14 protein-coding genes are annotated in these 15,371 nt (G+C 70.9%); 8 read left to right on the top strand and 6 right to left on the bottom strand.

Annotated features, from left to right (window positions below; all coding sequences use genetic code 11):
- Window positions 1-40: 40 nt before the first annotated feature.
- Together OPF83_RS14355 and OPF83_RS14350 are read left to right on the top strand one after the other, a co-directional pair.
- Window positions 41-562, top strand: coding sequence for a hypothetical protein (locus tag OPF83_RS14355; RefSeq protein WP_264888228.1), 522 nt, complete (start codon window positions 41-43; stop codon window positions 560-562).
- Window positions 559-2,211 carry a DNA polymerase Y family protein gene (locus OPF83_RS14350; protein WP_264888227.1) on the top strand — a complete coding sequence of 551 codons (1,653 nt, stop codon included), beginning with the start codon at window positions 559-561 and terminating at the stop codon, window positions 2,209-2,211. Before OPF83_RS14355 ends, OPF83_RS14350 begins: the two co-directional genes overlap by 4 nt.
- Before the next feature lie 35 nt (window positions 2,212-2,246).
- Here OPF83_RS14350 and OPF83_RS14345 read toward each other — a convergent pair whose 3' ends face one another.
- Window positions 2,247-2,888: a hypothetical protein gene (locus OPF83_RS14345; protein ID WP_264888226.1), complete on the bottom strand. Its 642-nt coding sequence runs from the start codon at window positions 2,886-2,888 to the stop codon at window positions 2,247-2,249.
- Between the two features lie 86 nt (window positions 2,889-2,974).
- Between OPF83_RS14345 and OPF83_RS14340 the strand changes: the two genes are divergently transcribed.
- The 4 genes from OPF83_RS14340 to OPF83_RS14325 all read left to right on the top strand — a co-directional run bounded on the left by OPF83_RS14340 (window position 2,975) and on the right by OPF83_RS14325 (window position 9,432).
- Window positions 2,975-3,898, top strand: a complete 924-nt coding sequence (locus OPF83_RS14340) for a sucrase ferredoxin (protein WP_264888225.1) — start codon at window positions 2,975-2,977, stop codon at window positions 3,896-3,898.
- Window positions 3,899-3,919: 21 nt separating this feature from the next.
- A complete protein-coding gene (locus OPF83_RS14335) occupies window positions 3,920-7,243 on the top strand; it encodes an error-prone DNA polymerase (protein ID WP_264888224.1) in 3,324 nt (1,107 codons plus the stop codon).
- A 68-nt stretch (window positions 7,244-7,311) separates the two neighbouring features.
- Window positions 7,312-8,688, top strand: a complete 1,377-nt coding sequence (locus OPF83_RS14330) for an FAD-binding oxidoreductase (RefSeq protein ID WP_264888223.1) — start codon at window positions 7,312-7,314, stop codon at window positions 8,686-8,688.
- Window positions 8,689-8,814: 126 nt separating this feature from the next.
- A complete protein-coding gene (locus tag OPF83_RS14325) occupies window positions 8,815-9,432 on the top strand; it encodes a hypothetical protein (protein WP_264888222.1) in 618 nt (205 codons plus the stop codon).
- Here the strand turns inward: OPF83_RS14325 and OPF83_RS14320 are convergent.
- The 5 genes from OPF83_RS14320 to OPF83_RS14300 form a co-directional block, all read right to left on the bottom strand.
- A complete protein-coding gene (locus OPF83_RS14320; protein ID WP_264888221.1) occupies window positions 9,361-10,050 on the bottom strand; it encodes a metal-dependent transcriptional regulator in 690 nt (229 codons plus the stop codon). The two genes, OPF83_RS14325 and OPF83_RS14320, sit on opposite strands and share 72 nt — an antisense overlap.
- Complete coding sequence (locus OPF83_RS14315; RefSeq protein WP_264888220.1) at window positions 10,047-10,916, bottom strand: metal ABC transporter permease; 870 nt, start codon at window positions 10,914-10,916, stop codon at window positions 10,047-10,049. Before OPF83_RS14315 ends, OPF83_RS14320 begins: the two co-directional genes overlap by 4 nt.
- Window positions 10,913-11,767, bottom strand: coding sequence for a metal ABC transporter ATP-binding protein (locus OPF83_RS14310; RefSeq protein WP_264888219.1), 855 nt, complete (start codon window positions 11,765-11,767; stop codon window positions 10,913-10,915). Before OPF83_RS14310 ends, OPF83_RS14315 begins: the two co-directional genes overlap by 4 nt.
- Window positions 11,764-12,960: a metal ABC transporter substrate-binding protein gene (locus OPF83_RS14305; protein ID WP_264888218.1), complete on the bottom strand. Its 1,197-nt coding sequence runs from the start codon at window positions 12,958-12,960 to the stop codon at window positions 11,764-11,766. The genes OPF83_RS14310 and OPF83_RS14305 overlap by 4 nt, the downstream gene beginning before the upstream one ends.
- A gap of 98 nt (window positions 12,961-13,058) precedes the next feature.
- Window positions 13,059-13,520 carry a tRNA (cytidine(34)-2'-O)-methyltransferase gene (locus OPF83_RS14300; protein WP_264888267.1) on the bottom strand — a complete coding sequence of 154 codons (462 nt, stop codon included), beginning with the start codon at window positions 13,518-13,520 and terminating at the stop codon, window positions 13,059-13,061.
- A gap of 222 nt (window positions 13,521-13,742) precedes the next feature.
- On the opposite strand from OPF83_RS14300, the gene OPF83_RS14295 reads away from it, so the two are divergent.
- Both OPF83_RS14295 and OPF83_RS14290 read left to right on the top strand, forming a co-directional pair.
- Window positions 13,743-14,600 (top strand): bifunctional methylenetetrahydrofolate dehydrogenase/methenyltetrahydrofolate cyclohydrolase, encoded by an 858-nt coding sequence (locus OPF83_RS14295; RefSeq protein ID WP_264888217.1) that lies wholly within the window; start codon window positions 13,743-13,745, stop codon window positions 14,598-14,600.
- A 6-nt stretch (window positions 14,601-14,606) separates the two neighbouring features.
- Complete coding sequence (locus OPF83_RS14290; RefSeq protein ID WP_264888215.1) at window positions 14,607-14,954, top strand: DUF3017 domain-containing protein; 348 nt, start codon at window positions 14,607-14,609, stop codon at window positions 14,952-14,954.
- Window positions 14,955-15,371: the final 417 nt, after the last annotated feature.

The following is a 15,371-nucleotide window of genomic DNA, read 5'->3' as shown; positions in this document are numbered from 1 at the left end:
GTCGGCGGTACCGGCCACCCCCGCGGTGCCCGGGGTCCCCGTGCCAGCATCGGTGGCCGGGCTGCTGCCGGGCGGCGTGCTGCCCGCGGGTCGGGTCACGGCGGTCGCGGGGAGTGCCACCCTCCGCATCGGTCTGCTGGCCGCGGCCACGGCGGCCGGGGTCCGGTGTGCGGTCGTGGGCTGGCCGGAACTCGGGGTGGCGGCGGTGGCCGAACAGGGTGGCCGGCTGGACTGTCTGGCGCTGGTCCCGGATCCCGGGCCGGATCCTGCGGCGGTCGTCTCCGTGCTGATCGACGGACTGGACCTCGTCCTGCTGGGGCCCGATGTCGCGGGGGTGGCCCCCTCGCGCGCTCGTGTGCTCGCGGGTCGTGTCCGGTCCGCGGGCGCGGTGCTTCTCGTCGGTCCCGGATGGCCGGGCACCGAGCTCACCCTGGCCGGTCGGCATTGTCGCTACGGCGGACTGGGCGCGGGCGCGGGTCGATTGGTGTCGGTCTCCACGCTGGTGCGCTGCTCGGGTCGTGCGGCCCCTCCGAGAACCGCGGAATGGGTGGCGGCGGGATGAGCGCCCGGGTCATGGCGGTGTGGTGCCCGGACTGGCCGGCGGTCGCGGCGGCCCGGGCAGAGGGGCACGGTCTGCACCTGCCACTGGCGGTCATCGGACCCAGGGGGGTGCTCGCCTGCAATGCCGTCGCGCGCGCGGTCGGGGTCCGGCGTGGCCTACGTCGGCGGGAAGCCCAGTTCCGCTGTCCCGAGCTCGTGGTGGTCACAGCGGACCCGGCACGCGATGCCGCGTGGTTCGAACCCGTCGTCCAGGCGCTGGACGCGGTGGTCCCGGGCATCGAGGTGCTGCGGCCAGGTCTGTTCGTGTTCTCCGCGGACGGTGCACTGCGTTTCCACGGCGGTGTGGAGGAGGTCGTGACCCAGGTGGTGGACGCGGTCGCGGCCGCCGGCGTCGAATGCCAGGTCGGCCTGGCCGATGAGCTGCCCACCGCGGTGCTCTGTGCGCGCGGCTCGGCGCTGCTCGAGCCCGGTGGGGACGCCGGATATCTGGCCGGCCTGTCTGTCGGGGCGCTCGTGGTGGAACCCGCTCTGGGTGACCCGGAGGTGCTGTCCGAACTGGTGGGGCTCCTGCGCCGGCTCGGTGTACGGACGATCGGCGACTTCGCCGAGCTCACCAGCAGAGATGTCACCTCGCGATTCGGTGAGGTGGGCGCCGTCGCCCACCGCATCGCCCGAGCGGTGCCCTGGCGTCCGCCATCGGTGACCGCCGTACCCACCGGATCCGCGATCGAGCACCGGTGTGATCCGCCGCTCGAGCGGGTCGACGAGGCGGCATTCCTCGGTCGACGCCTGGCCGGCGAACTGCATGAACAGCTCGCGGCCGCAGGGGTGTCCTGCCTGCGGCTGTCCATCACGGCGCGGGTCGAGGGCGGGCAGGAGGTCAACCGGGTGTGGCGGTGCTCCGCGCCGCTGACCCCGGAGGGCACCGCCGACCGGCTGCGGTGGCAGCTCGAGGGATGGCTCACCGGTACGGCGATCGCCGGTGGGGAAGGAGGTGCGGTCACCGCACTGGTCCTCGAGCCCGTGGAGGTGGTCCCGGCCGGCCGTGTGCAGGAAGGGCTGTGGGGCGAGGCGGGCCTTGCCGAGGCCAGGGTCCACCGCGCACTCGTGCGCGTGCAGGGATTGCTCGGACCGGAGTCGGTACAGGTTCCGGTGGAGACGGGAGGGCGCGGCCCGGCCGACCGGGTGCGTGCGGTGCCCTACGGAGACGCGCCCTCGGAGCCCGTGACGCAGGGGCCGTGGCCGGGGGCGCTCCCCGCACCGTCGCCGTCCGTGGTGTGGCCGGGACCGGGCTATCTGTTGGAGATCCGTGAGAGTCGCGATCCCGGGGCCGGCGTCCGGGCGCGCGTCCCGGTGGCGGGGGGAGTCCTGTTACGTACCGACGCCGGAGCGGACGTCCGGGTGACGCCGCGGGGTCTGCTCAGTGGCAGGCCCTCGGTCGTCGAGGTGGGCGGGCAGCGCTGCTCGCTGCTCGGCTGGTCGAGGCCGTGGCCGATCGACGAAGCGTGGTGGGAGCCCGCGGAGGGGCCCGATCCCCGCAGGCCCCGGGCCCGGATGCAGGTCGTCCCCGAGAGGGCGGCCGCATTGTTGCTGTGCCGCCCGCTCGGGGACTCACCCGGAGGCTGGACCGTGGAAGGGGTCTACGAATGACCGCGCACGACGCGAGCTGTGTCCGTCCCCCGAGGTCAGCGAGCGATGTCGATCACCAGTCGGGTGGGGTTCTGCAGCGTGAAGGCGGAGAAGTCACGGTCCGTGCCGTCCAGTCCGATCACGGACTGGGCCAGTCCCTCGAATTGCCCGGCGAAGTACACCCCGTTCACCCCGGAGGCGCCGTCACCGGTGACGAGCCCCACGGGGATCTCGGTCATATCGGTCTCGGTCGGCAGGACCTGGCCGCCAATCATCACCTGGAGGAAGGAATCCCCGTCCACCTCGACCGGGAAGCCGCTGCCCTGCTGGACGGGAGCGTCCGCGTAATCCACCGTGTAACTCGGGACGCCGGTGCCGTCGAGTTCGAAGACCACCCGGTCCTTGCCCTGGTAATCGCCCATGCGGATCTCGGAGACGACCAGCGCCGGTCGCTCGGACTCCGGAGTGTCCGGCGTCGCGCTCTTGGGCTCCGGATCAGACGGGCCGGCCGACGGGTCGGCGGCATCGGTCTCATCCGGCGTCAGGTTCTGGGCCAGAGCAGCGGACGAGGTGCCCGCCGACGTGGTCTGGTCAGGTGTGGCCTCGGGAGAGGAATCGGCACCGCACCCGGCCATCGCCAGGGCGGTGGCGGTGGCCAGGGCGGCGGCGGCAACGAAGCGGCGATGTCGGGTACTCATGCCTCCAGGCTAGATCCTTTTAATCACTTTTGCCCCACGAGGTGGCTACTGTTACGCATCCTTGATCGGTGGGGCACGATGGAAGCGTGGCAGTCAACGATTCCTCCGCATACTCGGACTGGTGTTCCTTCCAGTCGGCCGACGAACCACCGGCGGGGACCGCAGCCCACGAGATCTCGTGGATCCTGCTGGAGATCCCCGGACACTGGGGTCGCGACATATTCGACGGTCAGGCCCTCGGCGAAGATCTGTCCGAACGCATCAAGAAGCACGTGGCGGACTGTGGATCCCGCATGCTCTTCATCCGGAGACCAGGCCGCGAGGGGCAGCTCATCGACAGTCACCGCTTCTACATCTGCGACACCAGACCGGGACGGCGCACCGTTCGGGCCGGCCGCGTCGCGCGTCCCGAGGACATCCTCGACCTGGACCTCTCGCCGGACGGGCACGTACCGGGCACCCGCGAGGTCTCGGCACCGCTACCGCTGGTGTGCACCCACGCCAAGCGTGACCAGTGCTGTGCCGTGCGGGGTCGGCCCATCGCGGCCGTGCTCGAGAAGCAGCTGGGAGGGCGGCTGCTCGATCTCGACCCCGACGCGCTGGTGTGGGAGTGCTCGCACACCGGGGGACACCGCTTCGCTCCCGTGCTGCTGCTCCCCGGCACCGGCTACACCTACGGACCCGCCGGCATCGATCTCGCAGTCCGGATCGTCGAGGGCGAACTGGAAGGCGAGGTCGTCACCGAGCACCTGCGGGGGCGCAGCACATGGCCGCCGGCCGGGCAGGTCGCCGAGGTCGCGGTTCGAGACTCCGGCGTGGATGCCGGGATCGACGATCTCCGCGTGGAGATCGACCCCGAGAACTCCCGCGTCGCGGTGGTCCGCCACACCGACGGTCGTGCCTGGCGCGTCGAGACCGACACCCGGCCGCTCCCGGACCGCAAGCAGAGCTGCCGCAAGCCGCCCACCGGCGCCAAGGCCTGGTTCGTGGAGTCGGTCACCGAACTCTGACCACAGCCCGGGTGGTGCCGGATGAACTGGTACCACGGACCCGAGAGCTGGTCCGAGCTCGAACGAGTGCTCTCCGGGCGGCCCGCCCCGCGCGGACCCGAGCACCCGCACCCCGGTGACGGCAACGACGCCCCCGCCTGGTCACGGCAGCGATCCGAGTACACGCCCCCGCCGCTGCGGACGGCGGCGTCGACCGTGCCGTACGCGGAACTCCACGCGCACACCGCGTTCAGCTTCCTCGACGGAGCCTCATCGCCCGAGGCGATGGCGGAGACCGCCGCCGAACTGGGACTCACCGCTCTCGCGATCACCGACCACGACGGGTTGTACGGAGTCGTCCGCTTCGCCGAAGCCGCCACCGAACTCGGCCTGGCCACAGTGTTCGGCGCCGAACTCACACTCCCCGGCGGCGAACACCTCCTGGTCCTGGCGAGGGGAGGCGAGGGCTACAGGAGGCTCTCCCGCGCGATCGCCCGCGCCCATCTGCGCGGAGGGGCCAAGGGTGCACCCCGATACGAGATCGCCGAACTCGCCGAGGCCGCAGGCGGTCACTGGTACATCCTCACCGGCTGCCGCAACGGGCGGGTGCGCCGCGCACTCGAGAAGAACGGCCCGGCGGCGGCCGAGTACGACATCCCGGCGGCCCGCACGGCCCTCGGCCAGCTCGTCGACCTCTTCGGGCAGGACCGGGTGATCGTCGAACTGACCTGCCACGGCGTCCCCGAGGACACCGAGCGCTGCGACGCGTTGGCGGGACTGGCGGAGGCGGCAGGCCTCGTCGTCGTCGCCACCACCGCCGCCCACTGCGCCGACCCCACGGACTCGCGCCTGGCCTCGGTCATGGCGGCACTCGGCGCCCGCGACGCGCTGGAAACCCACGCCGCCCACCTCCCCGCCGCAGGGGGCGCCTACCTGCGCTCCGGCGACGAGATGGCCGAGATGTTCGACCGGTGGCCCGACGCCGTCGCCGCCGCCGACAGGATCGGTCGGGAATGCGCCTTCGACCTCGCCCTCATCGCACCGAAACTCCCGCCGTTCGACGTGCCCGAAGGCCACACGGAGGACAGCATGCTCGCCGAACACGCCTACGCCGGCGCCGCCCGCCGCTACGGCAGTCGCGAGACGCACCCGCAGGCGTACGCGCAGATCGACCGCGAACTGACCGTCATCAGCGAACTCGGCTTCCCCGGATACTTCCTCGTGGTCCACGACATCGTCGAGTTCTGCCGACGGGAAGGGATCCTCTGCCAGGGCCGGGGCTCGGCCGCCAACTCCGCGGTCTGCTACGCGCTGGGGATCACCAACGTCGACCCGGTGGGCGCGCAGCTGCTGTTCGAGCGGTTCCTGTCCCCGGAACGCGACGGCCCGCCCGACATCGACGTGGACATCGAATCCGGGCGCCGGGAGGAGGCCATCCAGTACGTCTACGCCCGCTACGGACGAGATCACGCCGCCCAGGTGGCCAACGTCATCACCTACCGCGGACGCTCGGCCGTGCGCGACGTGGCCCGCGCACTGGGCTACTCCACCGGGCAGCAGGACGCCTGGTCCAAGAGCGTCGACCGCTGGTCAGGTCTGAAGAAACACGAACGGGAGACCGCCGAAAACACCGTCCCGGAGGACGTGCTCGGGCTCGCGCGCCAGATGGTCGGCCTGCCCAGACACCTCGGCATCCACTCCGGCGGCATGGTCATCTGCGACCGGCCCGTCGCCGACGTGGTGCCCGTCGAATGGGCACGGATGCCCGGGCGGACCGTCCTGCAATGGGACAAGGACGACTGCGCCGCGGTCGGCCTGGTGAAATTCGACCTGCTCGGACTCGGCATGCTCACCGCGCTGCACCACGCGATCGACCTCGCCGCAGAGCACAAGGACCTCGAGGTGGACCTGTCCAGGCTCGACCTCGCCGACCCCGCGATCTACGAGATGCTGTGCCGCGGCGACTCGGTGGGCGTGTTCCAGGTCGAGTCACGCGCTCAGATGGCCACGCTGCCCAGGCTCAAACCCCGCACGTTCTACGACCTCGTGGTGGAGGTCGCGCTCATCCGGCCCGGCCCCATCCAGGGCGGCTCCGTGCACCCCTACATCCGGCGACGCAACGGACTCGAGAAGCCGGTGTTCGACCACCCGGCGCTCGAGCCCGTCCTCGGCCGGACCCTCGGCATCCCGCTCTTCCAGGAACAGCTCATGCAGATCGCCACTGCGATCGCCGGGTTCACCGGAGCCGAGGCCGACCAACTCCGCCGCGCGATGGGCGCCAAACGCTCACCCGAGAAGATGGCGCGCCTGCGCGAACGGTTCTTCTCCGGCATGCGCGAACTCCACGGCATCGGCGACAGTCCACCCGGAACCCCCGACACCGGACCCGAGGTGGCCGAGCGGATCTGGGAGAAGATGTGCGCCTTCGCCAACTACGGCTTCCCCGAGAGCCACTCGCAGTCCTTCGCCGCGATCGTCTACTACTCCGCATGGTTCAAATGCCACCACCCGGCGATCTTCTGCGCCGCCCTGTTGCGCAGCCAACCCATGGGTTTCTACTCGCCGCAATCCCTCGTCGCCGACGCCCGTCGCCACGGCGTCACCGTGCACCGCCCGTGCGTCAACCGCTCACTCGGCGGCGCCACCTGCGAGAACCAGGGCACCGAAGTGCGGCTCGGCCTGGAATCGGTCCGGGCGATCGGGTCCGACCTGGCCGCCGCCATCGCCGACGAACGCGACACGCATGGCCCCTACACCTCCGCCGGCGACCTCTCCGGCCGCACCGGCCTGACCGTCAGACAGATGGAAGCCCTGGCCACCGCGGGCGCCCTCGACTGCCTCGGCACCGGCGGGCGGAGAGCGGCGCTGTGGTCGGCGGCCACCGCCGCACGCGAGAAGCCCGGCATGTTGCCCGGCCTCAGCCAGGTCGACGCCCCGGCCCTGCCCGGGATGAGCATCCTCGAACTCACCTCCGCCGACCTCGCCGCCACCGGCATCAGCCCCGAGGAGTACCCGACCGTCCACGCCCGGCCCTGGCTCGATTCCCGCGGGGTGTGCACCACCGCCGGGCTCGCCCACGTCCCCGACGGCAGCCGGGTCCACGTGGCCGGCGCCGTCACCCACCGGCAGCGCCCCGCCACCGCCGAGGGCGTGACGTTCCTCAGCCTCGAGGACGAGACCGGCATGACCAACATCGTCTGCTCCGTCGGACTCTGGGCGCGGTACCGGCCCGTCGTCTCCTCGTCGCCGGCACTGATCATCCGCGGCACCGTCGAGAACAGCTCCGGCGCGGTCAGCGTGGTGGCGGACAAGGTCGAGCGGCTCCACCTCGGCCTGGCGATCGGACGCAGTCGTGACTTCCGCTGACCCGACACGGGTGCAGATCCCGTCGATGCGGCTGCCGCGCCGGACGCACCGGCGTAGGTTCGGGCCCCATGAGCGAGACCACCGCCGACGCGATCGACGACCTGCGTACCCGACTGGGCCAGACCCCGCTGCTCACCGATCCGGACCTGCTCCAGGGCTACCGCCAGGACTGGGCCAAAGCACCGGACCCGGGCATGCCGATCGGCGTGGTCCGCGCCCGGAGCACCGAGGACGTCCAGGAGGTGATGCGCTGGGCGAGCGAGCACGCGGTCCCGGTCGTTCCGCGTGGTGCCGGATCCGGACTCTCCGGAGGCGCTACGGCTGTCGAGGGTGGGATCGTGCTGTCGACCGAGCTGATGCGAGACATCGCCGTGGACCCCGTGACCCGCACCGCGACCGTCCAGCCGGGGCTCTACAACGCCGAGGTCAAGGCGGCCGTCGCCGAGCACGGGCTCTGGTATCCGCCGGATCCCTCCTCCTACGAGATCTGCTCGATCGGTGGAAACATCGCCACCAACGCCGGCGGCCTGTGCTGCGTGAAATACGGCGTCACCACCGACTACGTCCTCGGCCTGACCGTGGTCCTGGCCGACGGCACAGCAGTGCGACTCGGCGGCCCCCGGCTCAAGGACACGGCAGGCCTCAGCCTGACCAAACTGTTCGTCGGCAGCGAGGGCACGCTCGGCATCGTCACCGAGATCATCATCCGGCTCCTGCCCGCCCAACCACCCCGCTCGACCGTCGTGGGCATCTTCCCCGACGTGGTGTCCTGCAGCGAAGCGGTCCTCGCCATCACCAGTCGCCTCCGGCCCGCCATGCTCGAGTTCATGGACACCGTCTCGATCCGAGCCGTCGAGGCCGACCTGCGGATGGGCCTGGACACGACCGCCGGGGCGATGCTGCTCGCCCAATCCGACCTCACCGGCGCCGACCGTGCAGCCGAGACGGAGTTCATGGCCGAGGCGTTCCGGGCCAACGGCGCCTCCGAGGTCTTCTCCACCGACGACCCCGACGAGGGCGAACAGTTCACCATCGCCCGCCGGGCCGCGTTCACCAGCCTCGGCAAGACCGGCTCACTGCTCCTCGAGGACGTGGGCGTCCCGCTCCCGGCCCTGCCGCAGTTGGTCGCCGGCATCGAGGAGATCTCCGCCCGGCTGGAGGTGACGATCGCGCTGGTCGCTCACGCGGGGGACGGCAACACCCATCCGATCATCGTGTTGGAGGACGACGACCCGGCGCGGGCCGACCGCGCCCAGCAGGCCTTCGGCGAGGTGATGGACCTGGCGATCGGCATGGGCGGGACCATCACCGGCGAACACGGTGTGGGACGCCTCAAGGCGCCGTGGCTGCCGAACCAACTCGGCGACGACGTGATGGAACTCAGCCGCCGCATCAAGACCGCGCTGGATCCGCAGGGCATCCTCAACCCGGGCGTGATGCTGTAGACCGGGCACGGGTGCGGCAAGGGAGGTCGGGCACGGGTGCGCCACGGCCCCGAGACGCCAAATCAGGTGCAAACCCGGGGTTCTCCCCGATGTGCCCAGCGGCGGTGGCGGGCGACGATACCGACCATGGCCACCGATCGAGTCCAACTGCTGCTGTACCGGACGCTGCTGTTCACCACCGCCGTCGCAGCGCTGGCCCTGGGGTTCCACGCCGGTCTCGAGGCGCCGGAGATCACGCCCGAATACCAACTCACCGGCTACTGGCAGGCCTACGGGCTGCTCGTCTTTGCCGCCCTGTCCGCCTACCTCGGCGCCGCGCCACCCGGAGCGGGCGTGTTGTGGCTGGTCGTGCTCTTCCACAAGGCATCCATGACGATGACCGCCGTCCTGCTCCTGCGCCACGACGTCACCGGTGCGCCCGCCGCAGCGATGATCGACGGGGCGCTCATGCTGGCCGTGCTCCTCGCCCTCGGACTGCGGGTCCCGGCCGCCCGAGCCGCCAACGCGGCCCGCAACGAGAGACTAGACCGGCGTACCTGTGCGACCGGCACGAACCGCAGCACCCGACCGGGCACGCCCGCGACGAACCCCGAGCGACCGCTGCCGCTGGAGATTCCGGCGGTGTCGCAGTCGTCGTCGTCATCGTGGCCCGGACGGTCATCCCAGGCGGTGTCAGGCCTCGTCGACCCGGACGCGGACCGCCGCGGCGACCGGCGTGCCCACCTGCACGGTCTCACCGCCTAGCGCCACCGCGATGATCCCCAACTCGACCTGCCGCGACACCACACGCACCGCGGAGTCCGGCCGCAGACCGATGTCGGCGAGGTGACGCAGGACGGTGTTGTCGCGGTCCGACACGCGGGTCACCACGCCCATCGACCCCTCGGGCACCTCGTCGAGCGGGATGTCGCCGAGCCGGTCGACCTGCCCGTCGCGCGTGGGGATCGGATCGCCGTGCGGATCACGACGCGGGTGATCGAGGAACACGTCGAGCGCGTCGACGAACCGGTCCGAGACCACGTGCTCGAGCGCATCGGCCTCCGCATGCACCTCGTCCCACGGGTAGTCCAGGCACTGCGCGAGGAAGGTCTCGATGATCCGATGCCGACGCACCATCGCCACCGCGAACGACCGCCCCGACTCCGTCAGCTCGACAGGCGCATAGGGGCGGTGCTCGGCCAGACCGAGGGCCACGAGCTTGCGCACGCCCTCGCTCACCGACGACGGTGACGCTCCCAACCGCTCCGCGATCGCCCCAGACGTCACGGATTCGCCGCCGGCACCCAGCGCGTGCGCGGCCATGAGATACGCCTGCGTGGTGGGGGTGAGGTCGGCCAGGCTCGTGGGCTGGTCGTGGGTCATGCCACCATCATCCCCGATCGCCGTGCGCGCGAGGCCGCCACCGCCCGCGGGACCACCCCGCGCCGCGGCGCGAACAACTGCGCGACCAGGAACAACGCCGCCTGGGTGAGAACCACCACCGGCCCGGGTGGGAGGTCCGCGTAGTAGCCGACGTACAGGCCGGAGACCCCACCGGCCAGGGCGACGACGACGGCGACGATCATCGTCCCCCGCATCGTCCCGGCCACCAACTGTGCAGTCGCGCCGGGCACGATGAGGGTCGCCACCACGAGGATCACACCCACCGACTGGACACCCGCGACCGTCGCCGTGGCCAGGGTGGCCAGGAGCAGAGCGGTGAGGGTGCGCGTGCGCAGTCCCAACGTGTGGGCCTGGAGACGGTCGAAGGCCAGCATGACAAGGTCGCGGCGGAAGGCCAGCAGGACGATCACCGTGAACGCCGACACGGCGAGGACCTGGACGAGGTCGGAATCGCGGACACCCAACACGCTGCCGAAGAGGATCGAGTGCAGGTCCTGCCCGCTGGGAAACCGGGCGATGAGGATCAGCCCCAGGGAGAACAGGGCCGTGAACACGATGCCCATCGCCGCATCCTCGCGGACCGTGCCCGCCTCTCTGACACCGCCGATCATGCCGACGGCGATCAGGGCCGCGAGCAGTGCGCCGACCGCGAACGGGATGTCGATCATCGCCGCGATCACCACGCCCGGCAGCACCGCGTGCGACACCGCGTCGCCCATCAACGACCAGCCCATGTGGACCAGCCAGCAGCTCAATAAGGCGCCGGCGATGCCGGATGCGGCCACCACCAGGAACGCCCGGCGCATGAACGAGTACGTCAGGGGCTCGGTGAGGAGATCGATCACGGGAAGGCCTCCTCGGTGGGGGCGGTGCTGGTGGAAGCGACGCTGGCGGGACGGTTGCCGGTGTGGGCGGTGCTGGTGTGGGCGGTGTTGGTGGGGGCGAGGCGAGCGCCGAGGAAAGTCGACAGGATCTGCGGCGTGGTGGTCTCGGCGACCGGACCGTGCGCGATGAGTCGACCGTTGAGCAGCCCGACCGAGTCCGCCAGACGCTGAACCGTCCCCAGGTGATGCGTCGAGATGAGGGCCGCTCGACCGTCGGCGGTGAGTTCGCGCAGCACGTCGATGTAGACCTCCTCGCTGCCGGCGTCCATACCGTTGAACGGCTCGTCGAGCAGCAGCAGATCGGCCTCCTGCGCGAGGGCGCGGGCCAGCATCACGCGGCGGCGTTGTCCTCCGGAGAGCTCGCCGATCCGGCGGGTGGCGACCTCCTCCAGCCCCACCCGGTCGAGTGCTGCGGCCACGGCTGCGCGATCGTTGGACGAGGGGCGCCGCCACGGGCCGGTGAACCGCCGCCGACCCTGCAGGACCACCTGGGTGGCGGTGATGGGGAACCGCGGGTCCACGGCGTCCGCCTGCGGAACGGCGGCCACCCGGCCACTGCGTAGCGCCTGCGTCACCGACATCCCGAGCAACTGCACGGAACCGGAGGTCGGGGTGACCAGCCCGAGCAGCGACTCGAGCAGGGTCGACTTGCCGGAACCATTGGGGCCCAGGAGTACCGTGATCTCGCCGACCGGGACCGCCAGCGAGACGGCATCGAGCGCACGCACCGGGCCGCGGTCCACGGTCAGGTCGTTGACCACGGCCGCCGGCGGGCCGGTGTGCGGGGAGTAGGGAAGTGGCTGCGTGGTCATGAGGTCAGCTCCCTGGTGATGGTCCTCAGATCGTGGTCGAGCAGATCCAGGTACGTGGGTACGGGCCCGTTCGCGGCGGAGAGCGAGTCGACGTACAACGTGCCCTCGAAGCGGCTGCCGGTCTCGCTCGCGACCTGCGTCATGGCGTCGCCGGAGACCGTCGATTCGCAGAACACGGCAGGCACGTCCCGGCGACGCACCTCGTCGATCAGTCCGGACACCTGCTGTGGCAGACCCTGGTTCTCGCTGTTGACCGCCCACAGGTACAGCTCGTCGAGCCCGAGATCACGGGCCAGATACGAGAACGCCCCCTCGCAGGTCACCAGGACGCGGTGCTCCGCCGGGATCGCCGCCACCTCGGCCTTCGCGCGCTGGGCCAGCTCTCCGAGCCGGGCGATGTAGGCATCGGCGTTGGCCGCGTACTCGTCGGCGCCGGCGGGGTCGAGTTCGGAGAGGGCGTGGGCGATCGTGCGGATGTAGCTGGCGCCCTCGACCGGAGACATCCACGCATGCGGATTGGGTCTGCCAGTTGCCTTGCCGGCACGGACGGGGAGCGGGTCGATGCCCTCGCTGGTCACGACGTGCGGAACATCCGTGCCGTCGAGGAATCGCAGGAGCCAGGCGTCCATCCCGAGCCCGTTGCTCACCACGAGGTCCGCTCCCTCGACTCTTCGCAGATCGCCCGCGGTGGGCTCGTAGTAGTGAACGTCCGCGCCCGGGGTGGTGATGGACTCCGCGATCACCCGGTCGCCGCCCACGACACGAACCATGTCCGCCAGGACGGTGAACGTGGTGGCTACGACGAGGCGGTCACCCGAGGTGCGGTCGCTGGAAGTGCGGTCGCCTGAGGCGTGGCCGCTGGAGGCGTGACCGCTGGAGGTGTGGCCGCTGGAGGTGTGGCCGGTGGAGACGCGGTCGCCGCTGGTGTGGCCGGAAGGCCCGCCGGGAGCGTCCTCGCCCAGCGCCGTCTGCTCCGGGCCGCGGCCCGAGGAGTCGCGTTCTGCTGTGTACGTGAGGGCGGTGTTGTCGTCGTCGTCCACAACCGTGGGCCCGCTGCCCGGGCCAGGTATCCCGCACGCGGCGACCACCGACATCGCCAGGACGGCGGCGGCGGCCGACGCCAGGCGGTGAGCGCCTGCCGAGGCGTGGGCACCCGGCCGGTTACGGGTCCCGAGCGGGCAAAGTTTCGGCATGCCGAAACTTTAAGGCATTGGTGTCAGGAAATCACATTTGCGGCGGGGTGGATTCGCTCGCGGCGCCTGTACGGCCTGCGCCTTCCGTGACGCTCGCGTCAGCTGTCCGACCTGCCCAACCCGTCCAGCTGACGCCACGCCTCGTACACGGCCACCGCCGCTGCATTGGAGAGATTCATCGAGCGACGGCCCGGAAGCATCGGGATCCGAACCGTGCCGGTCACGCGCGGATCGGCGAGAACATCCTCGGCCAGGCCCGTCGGCTCGGGGCCGAACAACAACACGTCACCCGGCTCGAACCGCACGTCGAACAGGTCCGCCTCGGCCCGCGCGGAGAACGCCCAGACGCGCGCGGGCAGGAGCCGGGCATACGCCGCCTCGAGATTCTCGTGGACCTCCACATGCGCGAGGTCGTGGTAATCCAGGCCCGCCCGCACCAGATGCGGCTCCGAGAGCTCGAACCCCAGCGGACCCGCGAGATGCAGCTCGCAGCCCGCCCCCGCCGACATGCGGATCGCGTTGCCCGTGTTGGGCGGAATGCAGGGACGGTCGAACAGCACTCGGACCGCCGCGCCGGTGGAGGCCCCGGTGTCGGTCTCGGTTGCGTCGTCGCCGTCTGTACCCGTGGTCGCCCCGGTGGCAGCGACTTCGTCTGCACCCGTGGTTGCCCCGGTGGCCCCGTCGCTGCCCACTCCGGCCCTGTCCTCGCCCGCTCCGCTCATGTCCGGCATTCTCGCAGTGCGCTACCGACGCACCCGGCCCGGAGTGGGATACTGAACCGCGTGACCGCGATCAAGCTGGACGGCAAACTGACCCGCGACGAAATAGTCGCCGACCTCACCGAGCGCGTGACCGCGCTCCGGGCCAAGGGGATCACCCCCGGGCTCGGAACCGTTCTGGTCGGCGACGACCCCGGCAGTCGCAGCTACGTCAAGATGAAGCACAAGGATTGTGAGCAGGTCGGCATCGCCTCCATCAGGCGCGACCTGCCCGCCGAGACCACCCAGGCCGAACTCGAGGCCGTGATCGACGAGCTCAACGCCGACCCCGCCTGCACCGGCTACATCGTGCAGTTGCCGCTGCCGAAGCACCTCGACGAGAACGCGATTCTCGCGCGGATCGACCCGGCCAAGGACGCCGACGGACTCCACCCGACCAACCTCGGCAAGCTCGTCCTGAACGAGCCCGCGCCGCTGCCCTGCACCCCGAACGGGTGTATCGCGCTGCTGCGGCGCTTCGACGTGGACCTCAACGGCGCGCACGTCGTGGTGGTGGGACGCGGCGTGACCGTTGGCCGGCCCATCGGGCTCATGCTCACCCGCCGCAGCGAGAACTCCACCGTGACGCTCTGCCACACCGGCACCCGCGATCTGGCCGCCGAGACCCGCCGCGCCGACGTGATCATCGCCGCCGCCGGCGTGCCGCACATGCTCACCCCGGACATGGTCGCCCCCGGAGCCGCAGTGCTCGACGTGGGCGTCTCCCGTCTCGACGGCAAGCTCGCCGGCGACGTGCATCCCGACGTCTGGGACGTGGCCGGCGCCGTCTCGCCGAATCCCGGCGGCGTGGGCCCGCTGACACGTGCGTTCCTGCTGGCCAACGTCGTCGAGCGCTGCGAGCGGATGGCCGCCGAGGCGTGAGTCCGCATGACGCAGCCCTACCCTGACCGGCCCCGGCCGACCGACGCCCGGCCCGCCCGCACTCGGCCCGCGCGGCTGACCTGGGCGCAGGTGCGTGCCCAGTGGCCGCTCGCGCTGGTGCTCATCGGCCTGGCGGTCTCCCTGGGATTCGTGTTTGTCGACCGCTGGCGCCGTGGAGCGTTCCTCCTCGGAGTGGTGGCGCTCGGGGCAGCGATGCTCCGGGCCTCGCTGTCTTACGAGCGGGCCCGGTTGCTGGCCGTGCGGACCAAGGGCTTCGACGTGGTGTTCTTCACCGGCATCGGCGTGGTGATCGTCTGGCTGGCCACGTCGGTCGACTCGCTGGGGACTGGATAGCGGGGCTGGATGCGGGAGCTGGCGTGTCGGGCTCGAGCTTCGGGCTCGAGCTTCGTGCTCGAGCTTCGTGCTCGAATGTCAGGCTCGGGTCGATCTAAGGCGCATCGAGGCCCATACGATTCCACTACGCCCATGGAATTCCATAGGCGCAGTGAAATCCGATAGGCGCAGCGAATCATTCGTGCAACAGAGTCCTCTGCGCTGGTACGTGCGGCGCCCGCTGTCACGAGCATGGGGCGCCCGCTGTCATGAGCATGCGACGCCGTACAGGACTTTCCTGATGCGAGCTGAGAGTCGATCCGGTTGCATGATGTCTCGCCATCGCCAGTGAAGAACGCGATAGCCGAGTGCCATGAGTTCGGCGTCGCGGTCTTTTTCTTTGGCCAGCTGCTCCTGTGTTTCCAGTGGCGTCCGTCC

The sequence above is a fragment of the Dietzia sp. NCCP-2495 genome, from assembly GCF_026011735.1.
In the GTDB taxonomy this organism is placed as follows: domain Bacteria; phylum Actinomycetota; class Actinomycetes; order Mycobacteriales; family Mycobacteriaceae; genus Dietzia.
The sequence above is the reverse complement of the archived record's forward strand: the minus strand, read 5'-3'. Positions and strand labels throughout refer to the sequence as shown.